The sequence below is a fragment of the Micromonospora chalcea genome (assembly GCF_002926165.1).
GTDB classification, from domain to species: domain Bacteria; phylum Actinomycetota; class Actinomycetes; order Mycobacteriales; family Micromonosporaceae; genus Micromonospora; species Micromonospora chalcea.
This window is the reverse complement of record NZ_MAGP01000046.1, coordinates 63955-76822: the sequence shown is the minus strand read 5'-3', so window position 1 is coordinate 76822 and position 12868 is coordinate 63955. Positions and strand designations below refer to the sequence as shown.

10 protein-coding genes are annotated in these 12868 nt (G+C 71.6%); 1 reads left to right on the top strand and 9 read right to left on the bottom strand.

Annotated features, from left to right (window positions below; translation table 11 throughout):
* The first annotated feature begins 180 nt into the window (after positions 1–180).
* A complete protein-coding gene (locus BAW75_RS05840) occupies positions 181–702 on the top strand; it encodes an RICIN domain-containing protein (protein WP_043323284.1) in 522 nt (173 codons plus the stop codon).
* Positions 703–755: 53 nt separating this feature from the next.
* Here BAW75_RS05840 and BAW75_RS05835 read toward each other — a convergent pair whose 3' ends face one another.
* From BAW75_RS05835 to BAW75_RS05795, 9 genes are all read right to left on the bottom strand, one after another.
* Positions 756–2966, bottom strand: coding sequence for a carbohydrate-binding module family 20 domain-containing protein (locus tag BAW75_RS05835; RefSeq protein ID WP_104112892.1), 2211 nt, complete (start codon positions 2964–2966; stop codon positions 756–758).
* Positions 2967–3347: 381 nt separating this feature from the next.
* Positions 3348–5624, bottom strand: coding sequence for a catalase/peroxidase HPI (gene katG, locus BAW75_RS05830; RefSeq protein WP_104112891.1), 2277 nt, complete (start codon positions 5622–5624; stop codon positions 3348–3350).
* A gap of 23 nt (positions 5625–5647) precedes the next feature.
* Positions 5648–6076: a Fur family transcriptional regulator gene (locus BAW75_RS05825; RefSeq protein ID WP_030499126.1), complete on the bottom strand. Its 429-nt coding sequence runs from the start codon at positions 6074–6076 to the stop codon at positions 5648–5650.
* 133 nt (positions 6077–6209) lie between these two features.
* A complete protein-coding gene (locus BAW75_RS05820; RefSeq protein ID WP_064445607.1) occupies positions 6210–7208 on the bottom strand; it encodes a glycoside hydrolase family 11 protein in 999 nt (332 codons plus the stop codon).
* A gap of 347 nt (positions 7209–7555) precedes the next feature.
* Positions 7556–8032, bottom strand: a complete 477-nt coding sequence (locus tag BAW75_RS05815) for a hypothetical protein (protein WP_104112890.1) — start codon at positions 8030–8032, stop codon at positions 7556–7558.
* A gap of 44 nt (positions 8033–8076) precedes the next feature.
* Complete coding sequence (locus BAW75_RS05810; RefSeq protein WP_104112889.1) at positions 8077–9729, bottom strand: class I adenylate-forming enzyme family protein; 1653 nt, start codon at positions 9727–9729, stop codon at positions 8077–8079.
* A gap of 121 nt (positions 9730–9850) precedes the next feature.
* Entirely contained in the window at positions 9851–10615 is a 765-nt protein-coding gene (locus tag BAW75_RS05805) for an ABC transporter permease (protein ID WP_030499122.1), read from the bottom strand.
* Positions 10616–10638: 23 nt separating this feature from the next.
* Entirely contained in the window at positions 10639–11616 is a 978-nt protein-coding gene (locus tag BAW75_RS05800) for an ATP-binding cassette domain-containing protein (protein ID WP_104112888.1), read from the bottom strand.
* Between the two features lie 48 nt (positions 11617–11664).
* A complete protein-coding gene (locus tag BAW75_RS05795) occupies positions 11665–12861 on the bottom strand; it encodes a glycosyltransferase (RefSeq protein ID WP_069088427.1) in 1197 nt (398 codons plus the stop codon).
* Between the last annotated feature and the right edge of the window lie 7 nt (positions 12862–12868).

Genomic DNA, 12868 nt, shown 5'->3' with positions numbered 1-12868 from the left:
CGCCGGTGTGGTCCGTCCGGGCGGGCGCGACGCGAACCCGACAGGGTGCCCGCGCGGCCTCGTCGACTAGGAGGAACCCGGATCCGGGTGCCGTCGTGGCTCCCTAGCGTCTTCCCCAGTCGTCCGGCCGGTGACCACCGGCGGATCCGGGACGACGACACGACTCCGAGGGGAGACACCATGATCGGGAAGAGAGCGGCCGGGGTGCTGGCGGCGGGACTGCTCGCCGCCGGGTTCGGGGTGGCGTACGGCCCGCCGGCACAGGCCGCCAGCGGCCACTACGCCATCGTCAACTACGGCAGCGGCAAGTGCCTGGAGGTGGACCGGTCCGGCGCCCCGTCGTCGCTCGGCGGCCGGGTCGTGCAGCGCACCTGCGACGGCCAGGCCGTGCAGCGCTGGTCGCCGGTGGGCAGGGACACCTACACGTTCGTCAACCAGTTCAGCGGCATGTGCGTGGACGTCCGCAACGGGGTGAACGCCGACGGCACGCCGTTGCAGCAGTGGGCCTGCACCGGCACGTCGAGCATGAAGTGGACGGTCGACCCGAACTCGTTCGCGGGGGTGCACCAGATCAAGTCGCAGGTCGGTGGCCGGTGCATGGACGTGCGGAGTGGATCGGACGCCGACGGCGCGACGGTCCAGATCTACCGCTGCACCGGGTTCGGCAACCCGGCCCAGGTCTGGTCGTTCGCGGCGGTCTGACCGGCGCGGATGCGGCCCGTCCCCAGGGGTGAGGGGGACGGGCCGCACGATCGTCAGCGCCAGGTGTCGGTGACGGCCCGGGTGCCGCCGGCCGGCGTGGTGAGCGTCCGGTTCGCGCCGGACTCCCAGGTCACCGTCCCGTCCGGGTTCTTCTTGACGTACTTGTACTCGACAGCGGTGTTCGCGGGCAGGTCGACGGTGGCCCGCCAGACCGGGTACGCGGCCGAGGAGAGCGCGACGGCGGCGGCCGGGTTCCAGCCGCCGAGCGCCGGTATGTTGCCGACCACGAACACGTTCTGCCCGTAGGCGGTGGTCGCGGTGACGGAGAACGTGGTGGCCACAGCCGTGGAGACCGTGTCACCGCGGAACGTCTCGGTCACCGCGTACGTGCCGGTGGCCGGCGTGGTGAGCGTCCGGTTGGCGCCGGACTCCCAGGTGACCGCGCCGGCGGCGGTCAGCTTGACGAACTTGTACTCCACCGCGGTGGACCGGGGCAGGTCGACGGTGGCACGGTAGACGCCGCCGCCCTGCGCGGTGAGCTTGACGCCGCTCGCGGGCGTCCACGACCCGAGCGCGGAGATGCTGCCGACGACGCGGACGTCCTGCCCGGCGGCCAGGTTCGCGGTGACGGTGAACGTGGTGGCGATCCGGTCACCCGGGCTCACCGTGGGGGACACGGTCGGCGAGGGCGACACGGTGGGCGACACGGTCGGGGAGGCCGACGGGGACGGGCTCGCGCCCGGCCGGGCGTTCACGTGGATCGCGACCGCGTCGTTGGCCGGGAGGGTCACGGTGGCCCGGCCGCCGGACACGGTCACCGTGGAGCCGGTGCAGCCGCTGCCGGTGGCGACGCCGGAGATGACGTCGCAGTACCGGCCGTCGGCGAGCCCGGTGGTGAAGGTGGCGGTGGTGGCGGAGCCGGAGTCGTTGATGCCGATCCACGCCCGGTCGCCCCGGTGGAAGCCGATCACGTTGCTGTTCACCGTGGTGAAGTCCGAGACGGTCTTCACCGGGCGGGCGGCGTTGGCCCAGCCGACCATGCCCTTGACGCCGGTGGTGCGGCTCAGGCAGGTCCAGGCGGCGCCGCAGACCGTGTCGGTGACCCGTCCGGTGCCGTCGTGCGGCGGGGACTGGTTGCGGTTGGACCAGGTGAAGCTGTCGTAGACCGACGGCTTGCCGTGCGGGTAGGCCAGTGCGAAGTAGTTGGCCAGCACGTAGTCGGTGCCGTTCTTGTACGACAGCACCACGCCGTCGCGCTCCAGGTCGTGGTTGGTGACCATGGCGAAGACGTTGGCGCCGGGCGCGTCGAGGTTCCAGTTCGGCACGTTGGCCAGCGCCGAGATGGAGCCCTGGAAGGCCGAGCGGATGCCCTTGGCGTACGCGAAGTCGAGCACGTCGCCGTTGGCGATGTACGCACGGGCCTGCAGCGCGGAGTTGCTCGCCCCGTCGAAGATCTCCTGCGCGACATACGGGCGCCGGCCCTCGACGACCGTGTTGTTCAGCTTGCCGAGGATGGCCGCGAAGTCGTCCTTGCGGATGTGCTTGACCGCGTCGACCCGGAAGCCGTCGACGCCGAGCCCGATCAGGTCGTTGAGGTACGCGGCGATCTTGTTCCGGACCGCTTCCTTCTCGGTGTACAGGTCCGACAGCGACAGCAGCTCACAGCTGGTCACCTGGGCCTCGTTGTTCCAGTCGTTGATGGCGCCGCCGGTCGGGCAGTTGTCGCCGGGGCGGTGGAAGTCGCCGTCGCCGTACGGCACGGCCGGGTAGCTGTAGCCGGAGAACTCGGTGCCGGCGTAGCCGCGCGTACCGGCCGGGTTGTTGGTGCCGGCCATGTGGTTGACCACCGCGTCGACGTAGACGCGCACACCGGCGTTGTGGCAGGCGGTGACCATCGCGGCGAACTGCTGGCGGTTGCCGAACCGGCTGTCCAGCTTGTACGACACCGGCTGGTACACCTCGTACCACGGGTAGGCGCCGTCGGCGCTGGCGGGCAGCTTCACCGACTCCTGCGGCGGTGCCACCTGCACCGCGCCGTAGCCGGCCGGTCCGAGGTGGTCGGTGCAGGCGGCGGCGACCGAGGTCCAGTTCCATTCCCAGAGGTTGGCGGTCACCTCGCTGTCGTTGAGTACGACGGCGGCGCGGGCGGGTGCGGCGGTGGTGGTGGCAGCCGCGACGGCAACCGTGCCGCCCGCCGCGACGAGCGCGGCGGCGAGCAGCAGGCGACCGGCACGGCCACGGGGGTGTGGCCTGACGGAAAGCATGGTTGGGGGACCTCTTCCGTGGGTTCGAAAGGGTGAGCGGGGGGTGGGGCGGCCGTCCCGGGTAGCGAACACCATGCGCCATCCATGAAAGTCTTTGCAAGAGCTTGCGGCAAAGTTTTCGAAACCCGCAGGCAACACGAGCGGGGTCAGATCCCCGACCACCAGCGGCGATCCACGCTGGACCGAGCGATCCGGCGCTCGACCGGGATCCCGACGCTCGGGACGAAACAAACCGATTCGCGGGACGACCGCAACTTCTGAGCAGATTTTCCAACGTTTGCGGGCCGGGTGTGCGCCGCTGATCCCCGACACCCGCCGGACACGGGACGAGCCCCGGTCCGTCGCGGCGCGACGGACCGGGGCTCGCTCGGAGACGGCGGATCAGGCCAGGTCGAAGCGGTCCAGCTCCATGACCTTCGTCCAGGCGGCGACGAAGTCACGCACGAACTTCTCCCGCGCGTCGTCGCTGGCGTAGACCTCGGCGAGGGCCCGCAGCTGCGAGTTGGAGCCGAAGATCAGGTCGACCGCGGTGGCGGTCCACTTGACCTGGTCGGTGGCCAGGTCCCGGATCTCGTACACGTGCTCCTCGGACTCCGACGCCTTCCACCGGGTGCCCGGGGAGAGCAGGTTGACGAAGAAGTCGTTGGTGAGCACGCCGGGCCGTTCGGTGAGCACGCCGTGCGACGCGCCCCGGACGTTGTTGCCGAGCGCGCGCAGACCGCCGACCAGCACGGTCATCTCCGGCGCGGTCAGGTTCAGCATGTACGCCCGGTCGACGAGCAGCACCTCCGGCTGGGTCTTCTCGCCCGGCCGCAGGTAGTTGCGGAACCCGTCGGCGCGCGGCTCCATCACCCGGAACGACTCGACGTCGGTCTGCTCCTGGGTGGCGTCGGTACGCCCCGGGTGGAACGGCACGGTCAGCTCGACGCCCGCGTCGCGCGCCGCCTGCTCGACAGCGGCCGAGCCGGCCAGCACGATCAGGTCGGCGAGGGAGATCTGGGCGCCGCCGGCGGCGTTGAACTCCTGCTGGATGCCCTCCAGCGTGGCCAGCACGGTGGCGAGCTGCTCGGGCTGGTTGACCTCCCAGTTGCGCTGCGGCTCCAGGCGGATCCGCGCGCCGTTGGCGCCACCGCGCTTGTCGGTGGAGCGGTAGCTCGCGGCCGAGGCCCAGGCGGTGGAGACCAGCTGGGCGGTGGTGAGACCGGACTCCAGCACCTTCCCCTTGAGCGCGGCGACGTCGGCGTCGTTCACCAGCTCGTGCGCGACGGCCGGCACCGGGTCCTGCCAGAGCTGGGCCTCCGGCACCCACGGGCCGAGGAAGCGGCTGACCGGGCCCATGTCACGGTGCAGCAGCTTGTACCAGGCCTTGGCGAACGCCAGCGCGAACTCGTCCGGGTTCTCCAGGAACCGGCGGGAGATCTTCTCGTACGCCGGGTCGACGCGCAGCGACAGGTCGGTCGTCAGCATCGTCGGCTTGTGCTTCTTCGACGGGTCGTGTGCGTCCGGGATGATCGCCTCGGCGTCCTTGGCGACCCACTGCTTGGCGCCACCCGGGCTGGTGGTCAGCTCCCACTCGTAGCCGAAGAGGATCTCGAAGAACCGGTTGGACCACCGCGTCGGCTTGTCGGTCCACGTCACCTCGAGACCGCTGGTGATCGTGTCGCCGCCCTTGCCCTCGCCGTACGTGCTGAGCCAGCCCAGACCCTGCGCCTCCAGCGGCGCGGCCTCCGGCTCGGGGCCGACGTGCTGGTCGGCGGGGCCCGCGCCGTGGGTCTTGCCGAACGTGTGGCCGCCGGCGATCAGCGCGACGGTCTCCTCGTCGTTCATCGCCATCCGGCGGAACGTCTCGCGGATGAAGTGCGCCGCCGCGAGCGGGTCGGCGTTGCCGCGCGGGCCCTCCGGGTTGACGTAGATCAGACCCATCTCGGTCGCGCCGACGCCGGCCACCATCTCCTTCTCGGAGGCGTAGCGCTCGTCGCCGAGCCAGGCGTCCTCGGGGCCCCAGAAGATCTCCTCCGGCTCCCAGACGTCCTCACGGCCGAAGCCGAAGCCGAAGGTCTTGAAGCCCATCGACTCCAGCGCGACGTTGCCGGCGAGCACCAGCAGGTCGGCCCAGGAGATCTTCTGGCCGTACTTCTGCTTGACCGGCCAGAGCAGCCGGCGGGCCTTGTCCAGGTTGGCGTTGTCCGGCCAGCTGTTCAGCGGGGCGAACCGCTGACCGCCGTCGCCGGCGCCACCGCGGCCGTCCTCGATGCGGTAGGTGCCCGCGGCGTGCCAGCTCATCCGGATCATCAGGCCGCCGTAGTGACCGAAGTCGGCCGGCCACCAGTCCTGCGAGGTGGTGAGGACCTCGGTGATGTCCCGCTTGAGCGCCTCGACGTCGAGCTTGGCGAACTCCCGGGCGTAGCTGAACTCCGGGCCGAGCGGGTTGCCCTTGTCCGAGTGGGCGTGCAGCACCGACAGGTCGAGCTGGTTGGGCCACCAGTCACGGTTGCTGCGCGGACGACCGCCGGTCTTCGGGGTCGGCGAGTCGATCGCCGGGTTCTCGCTCTCGCTGCCGTGCGCGGTCACGGAGTCGTGCGCGACCGGGCAGCCGGCCGCCTCCTTCGCGTCCACGCCCTGCGGGCTGACGGGCCGGTTGTCCTGGGTGTCGCTCATCTGTTTCCTTCCGAACTGGCGGATCACTGGGCGGTGCGGTCGGCCGCGCAGCCGGGGCAGGCGCCCCAGTAGACGACCTCCGCCTCGTCCACCACGAAACCGTGGTCGTCGGAGGCGGTGAGACAGGGGGCGCTACCGACGGCACACTCGACGTCGGCGATGGCGCCGCAGGAACGGCACACGACGTGATGGTGGTTGTCTCCCACCCGAGACTCGTAGCGGGCCGTGGCGCCGGCCGGCTGGATGCGCCGGATCAGCCCGGCGTCGGTGAGGGCCCGCAGCACATCGTAGACCGCCTGGTGGGACACGGTGGGCTGCTCCGCGCGGACCAGCGCGATCACGGTGTCGGTGTCGACGTGCGGGTGGTCGCGCAACGCCGCGAGCACCGCCAGCCGGGGCCGGGTCACCCGCAACGAGACCGCCCGGAGCTGCGTCTCGAAGTCGGCCGTCATGCGACGACCTTAGCCCGGTCTTTTGGAATGAATCAAGTTTCTGCCCAGGTGTGTCGGCCGCCACCGCGGCCGTCCGCGCACACGAAAACGGGGGTGCCGCGCCAGGCGCGGCACCCCCTCCCCGGAAGAGGGCTCAGGCGGCTGAGCAACTCGCGGTGGGCGTGTTGCTGTTGCCGTTCTTGTAGAGCGTGATGCCGAAGTTGTTGCCGTTGCCGTTGGGACGCGCGGTGAGCGTGCCGCTGGTGCCGCTGACCGAGGCGTTCCAGCTGTTCTGCAGGCTCTGGCCGCCCTGGGTCTGGATGCTGACGACCCAGTTGCTGGTGCCGCTGACCGAGAAGGTCACGTTGAACCGGTCGCCCCACTCCTCGGCCCGGCTGACGCTGACCGTGCAGCCACCGTTGTTCGGCGGCGGGGTGGTCGGGTTACCGCTGGTCCCGCCGATCGTGATGTTGGAGTTGCCGCTGCTCTGGTAGCCCTCGGTGGCGAGGATCTGGTAGTCGTGCGAACCGAGGTTCATGCCGTAGCGGGACCAGGCGTCGAAGTGGTTGCCGGCGGTGATGGTGCCGCCCACGCGCTTCGACTGCCGGACGCTCCAGTACTGGTAGAACGTCCGCGTGCCCTCGATCGAGGGGGCGTTGACCCGCTGGGTGCGGTAGATGTCGTACGTGCCGCCGTCGGAGGACACCGAGCCCATGTAGCCGCTGCCCGGCGGGCGCCAGCTGCCCCAGCTGTCGACGATGTAGTACTCGACGAGCGGGTTGCGGGTCCACCCGTAGAGCGTCAGGTACGCGTTGCCGGACGGGTTGAAGCTGCCGGAGTAGCTGACCGTGCGGCGGCCGCCCGGGTTCCAGCCCTTGCCGGCGACGAAGTTGTTGATGTTGCTCCACTGGGTGCTGTACTGACCACCGTTGCCCATGGTCATGGAGACGTTGCCACTGTCTTTCCAGAAGGAATAGAAGTAGCCGTTGTTGGTGCCGGTCGAGTTCGACGTGACGGTGGTGTCGGCGTAGGCCGGGCCGGACGTGACCGCCGTCGTCCCGGCGGCGATCAGCGCCACGGCACAGGCGCCGCCGAAGAGCATCCGGAGGCGTCCGCGCCTGCGGTTGCCCGTGCGGACGGGGGCGTCGTTCATGGACGGGTTTCCTCCCTGTGACCGGCTGGCGCGGCCAGCCGGGTGGCACGAGCCGCATGTGGCCGTCCGCTGGTGGACGGCGGGACGGGCGACTGCGCGCCACGGCGGTGGACGGACATCGACGTCAATCGAGATACGCCGATGGCCACAGTATTGGAGGCTCATTTCTCCGTGTCAACAAGTTCCGGAAATGTTGTGGAAACCCGAAGTAGCACAAATAGGGCTTAGCGCTGCCGCGTGAGGCTGTCGCAGCCCTGCCGGGGGTCTCTTGAACGAGCCGAGTAAGCGATGGTGACCGGAAGTTTCGGCGGCTTTCCGGATCAAGGCCGGGCCCGCGCCGGGCGCCGCTACCCGGTCGAGCCCAGCATCACCCCGAACACGCCGCAGCAGGCCAGCCCGCCGACGACGAGCGTGACGAGGGCGACCGAGTAGTTCGACCACAGGCCGAACCGCGTCACGTCGGTGCCGTACCCGTCGTGCACCCGGTTGCGCCAACCGCCGAAGCGGAACACCAGGTGGTGGGCGGCTCCCGGCTGGACCATGAGCGACGTGGTCATCAGCGGGACGCCCATGAAGTCGGTGTAGCGGACGTCGTGCCCGCCGGCCGGGACGGCGACGTGCCACGTGCCCTCGCCCGGGATCGCGACCACCTGGCGGTCGATCTTGAAGCGGCTGGTGACCGGCGCGGGAATCATGTACGGCCCCCGGTTCACCGAGACCACGAGCACTCCGCAGCCCGGCGGCGGGGTGATCGGGTGCGGGTAGGCGATCAGCGGGACGACGCCGTGCATCGGCGGGTACGGCTGCGAGGGGAGGTAGGACACGGCCAGATTCTGGCACGGCCGCGCCAGGTGTCGATCTCCCCCGCTCAGCCGGCGCCGGGCGCCGCGGCGCCGGCGAGCAGGCGCTGTCGCATCAGGAACTTGCGGACCTTGCCGGTGGGTCCCATGACCACGTCGTCGTCCGGGACGGTCACCACCCGGCGCAGCGTCGCGGCCACCGCGGGGCCCAGCGCGGCCCGGACCCGGTCGGTGCGGTCACGCGCCGGATCCGCGTCCTCGGCGAGCAGGAGCAGCACGTCGGTGACGGTCGTGCCGTCCTCGGCCGCCGCCGCGACCACAGTGCAGTCACGGACGTCCGGGCAGTGCCGCAGGACGCGCTCCTCGGACAGCGCGGTGTACAGCCAGGTCCCGCTGCCCAGGTCGACCGCGTCGCTGGCCCGGTCGACGTGGTGGTAGTCGCCGGCCTCGTCGCGGTACATCAGGTCGCCGGTGAGGTAGTAGCCGCCCAGCCGGGTGCGGTACGTGGTGACCGAGTCGTTCCAGTACCCGAGCGCCAGCGTCGGCGACTTCAGGCCGACGTGCCCCACCTGCCCCGGCGCTACCTCCTCACCGGTCTCCACGTCGAGCAGCGCGATCTCGGCGAACGGGTACGGCTTGCCGACACAGCGGTCGTACCGGTCGCTGCCCAGCCGGTGGGTGATCCGGAACGCGCCGTGCCCCATCTCGGTGGAGCCGAGCATGTCGACGAACTTCGAGCCGGGGGCGTCCACCATGCCGTCGCGGGTGTACGTGGGATGGCTGCCGACCGCGACCAGCCGGCGTACGTGCGACTCGTGCGCGCAGTCTCCGGTGTTGAACCAGTTGCGCACCGAGCTGAGGTCGCGGGTGGTGAGGTCGACCCGGGCCAGCTCGGACCAGGTCACCGCGAAGCCGAAGACGCCGGTGGGGCGCCACCGTTCGATCGCGGAGAGGATCGTCTCGGCGCTGCGCGCGAACGGGCCGCCCTGCGCGGACAGGCACAGCAGCTGGTAGCCGTTGCAGAGCGCCTGGTTGAGCGTGATGATGCCGGCGGCGTGCGCGGCCGGCAGCGCGGACATCTCCCGCACCTCGCCGTACGGCCGGGACTCGGTGAGCCGGACCGCGCGGATCGCGGCGAACAGGCCGTGGTGCGAGTGGACGATCGCCGCCGGCACCCGGGTGGTGCCCGAGGAGTGGGTGATGACCACCGGGTCCTGCGGGTGGTGCCGGTGGTGCGGCGGGGCCTGCGCCGGGTCGCCCGCGCCGGTCTGCGCCGCGTCGCCGAGGACCGGCGCGCCGAGGTCGTGCCCGGCCAGGGCGGCGTGGTCGGCGTCGACCACCACCCCGGCGGCGCGCAGCCGCCGCACGAACTCGGCCGCCAGCTCGATCGGCATGTTGCCGTTCATCAGCGCCGGGATCGCGCCGAGCCAGGTCAGCGCCAGGAAGTTGAGGAACACGTCCGGCGCCGAGGTCACGTACACCGCGATCGGGTCGGCCCGGCGGACGCCGCGCGCCCGGAACCACGCCGCCCGCGCCGCGACCCGCTCGGTCAGGGTGGCGAGCGACAGCGGCGTCCAGGCGGGGATGCCGTCGACGTCGACGTCGAACGTCACCCGGGGCATGTCCATGTCGGCGCCGTGCTCGGCCAGCCGGAGCAGCACGTTGCCCGCGCCCAGCTCCATGTCGGCCGCCAGCGTCGCGCGGAAGTTGTCGGCACCCAAACGAGTCGCCTCCTCAGCTGACACACGTCACGGCCGCGCCGGCGGCGTACCGGCCGCCGGGCGGGGACACGATCAGGCTAGAGCGCCCGCCACGCTGAGACAATGCTCGATGTACGCTCGGTCAGGAGACGTCGCGGTTGAACAGGCGCGACGACCAGAACAGGCTCGCCGCGGCCAGCCCGGACATGATGAGCGCGCCCTGCCAGACCACGCTCTGGGTGATCTGGCCGGCGAACAGCGCCCGCATGCCGTCGGTGGCCCAGGCGAACGGGTTCCACACCGCGACCCGCTGGATCCACATCGGCGCCAGCACGAGCGGGATGAGCACGCCGGCCAGCAGCGACACCGGCTGCCCGACGGTGTTCACCAGCACGCCGAGGCTGTTCTCGTTGCGGACCAGCAACGCGATGTCGTACGAGATCGAGGTGCTCAGCAGCACCATCACCGACAGCAGCGCGTACGACACCAGCAGGTTCGCCAGGTGCACCCGCAGGCCGAACGGCAGCGCCACGAGCGTGACCACCATGGCCTGCACCACGTTGAGGCACACGTGCATCAGCGCCCGGCCCAGCAGCAGGCCGGTCCGGCTCACCGGCGTCACCCGGCACCTGTCGATGATGCCCGCGCGCAGCGCGCTGAGCAGCCCGTAACCGGCGAACAGGCCGCCGAACAGGCCCATCGCCACGAACAGGCCGGGTACGTAGATGCGGTACGCGTCGGCGTAGGTCGAGGCGCCCCGGTCGACCATCACCACCTTGAGGAACGGCGCGAAGAGGATCAGGTAGGTGATCGGCTGGGCCAGGCTGAACGCCACCATCACCGGGTTGCGCACCATCAGGCCGGCCTCCTGCTGGAAGATCAGCCAGGTGTCGCGGACGAGCTTCACGCCGTACTCCTCTCGGCGCCCGGTCACTCGGCGAGCGACCGGCCGGTCTTGGCCAGGAACACGTCGTCGAGGCTGGGCCGGCGGGCCTCGATCGCGCCGGGCTCGATGCCCCGGTCGTAGAGCGCCCGCATGACCTGCGGGATGGCCGTGGCGGCGCTGTCGTCGTAGAGCCGCAGCGTGCCGTCGACCGGCTCGGCCGCGTGCACGTACGGCGCCTCGGCCAGCAGCTTCGTCGCGGCCGGCAGGTCGCCGCCGGTCTCGTCCGCGACGTCGGCGGCGGCGAAGTCGACGGCGACCACGTCGCCGGAGATCTCGCGCTTGAGCGCCGACGGGGTGCCCTCGGCCACGATCCGCCCGGCGTCGATGATCGAGACGCGGTCGCAGAGGCTGTCGGCCTCGTCCAGGTAGTGCGTGGTGAGGAAGATGGTCATGCCCTCCTCGCGCAGCCGCCGTACCTCCTGCCACATCCGGACCCGGCTGGGCGGGTCGAGCCCCGCCGTCGGCTCGTCCAGGAACATCACCTGCGGCGAGTGGATGACGCCGAGCGCGACGTCGAGGCGGCGGCGCTGCCCGCCCGAGTACGTCTTGATCTTGCGGTCGGCGAAGTCGTCGAGCTGGAACGCGCGGATCGCCCCGGCGGCCAGCTCCTGCGCCACCGACTTGGACAGCCCGTGCATCCGGGCCTGGAGGACCAGGTCCCGCCGGGCGGTCGAGTCGTCGTAGGTGCCGCTGGCCTGCGCCACGAAGCCGATCCGCCGCCGCACCTGCGCGGGCGCGCGCAGCAGGTCGACCCCGGCGATGGTGGCCGCTCCCCCGCTGGGCCGGATCAGCGTGGCGAGCATCCGCAGCGTGGTGGACTTGCCCGCGCCGTTCGGGCCGAGGAATCCGACGATCTCGCCGCGCCGGACCGCGAAGTCGACGCCGCGTACCGCCTCGACAGTGGTGGCGCCGCGGCCACGTCCGACCCGGAAGGACTTGCGTAGGCCGGTGGCCTCGATCATCGAGCCTCCTCGTGCGGCGCGACGCCGGCGCGGGTGCGTCAGGTCAGGCTAGTTCGGCCCCGACGGTTGGACAACGGTCGATGCGTCAGTGTCGGGAGCCGTGCGTGCCAACACGGCGAGACGTGCCGCCGCCGCGCGGGCGCCGCCGGCCGCCGCGAACGACTCCCCCACCCGGCGCGCTCCCGCCCGGTACGCGGGTTCGTCGAGCACCGCGCTCAGCGCGGCGGTCAGCTCCGCCGGGGTCGCGGAGCCGAAGGAGACCTCCAGTCCGGCGCCGGCCCGGCGCACCTGCCGCGCCACCGCCGGATGGTCGTGCCGGATCGGCGCGACCACCACCGGCACACCGTGGGCCAGCGCCTCGGACACGGTGCCCAGCCCGCCGTGCGACACGAGGGCGTCGAGCCGGGGCATCAGCTCGAGCACCGGCACCCGGGGCGCGACGAGCACGTGCGGCGGCGGGTCGGGCACCAGTCCGGCGCCGGCGGTGAGGATCACCTGGACCCGGTCGGCGAGCGGCGCGGTCGCCGCCGTCATCCGCCGGTAGAAGTCGGCGGCGAGGTGCTCGGCCATCGTGCCGACCGTGACGAGCACGTGCCGGCGGCCGGGATCCCACGCCTCCCAGGCGAACGCGGGCGCGTTCGGCCGCCGTCCCAGCGCCGGCCCGGTGAGCACGCAGCCCGGCGGCAGCGGCGCCGGGCCGGTGAGCGCCGTCGTGGTCAGGCCGATCACGAGGTACGGCGAGAAGCGCAGGTCGATCGTCTCGTCCACCGGCAGGTCGGTCATCGCCCACACGCGGCGGACCTGGGCGTCCACCCAGCCGGTGAACTCGGGCATCTCCTCGGTCGGCGGTGTCAGCTCCAGCATGCCGACGCAGAACGTCGCCCACGGCAGCCCGCGGCGGTGCGCGGCGAGCGCGCCGGCCAGCGCGTACTGGTCGGCCACCACCACGTCCGGCCGGTACCGCTCGACGGCGGCGTCGGCGGCGTCGCGGATGAACCGGTTCGCGGGCAGCACGTGCCCCTCCCAGAGGCTGCGCACCGAGGCCATCCCGGCCGCGTCGTCGGGGCGGTAGTAGCGCTTGCCGGTGGGGAACAGCGTGGCGTCCGGGCCGACCAGCGGGCGCAGATCGCTGCGCGGCCCGACCCAGGCCACCTCGTGCCCGGCCGCCTCCAGTTCCTGGGCGATGGCGACCGGCGCGTTCAGATGGGACTCCACCGGCAGGACGACGAACAGGAAGCGAGCCACGTCGATA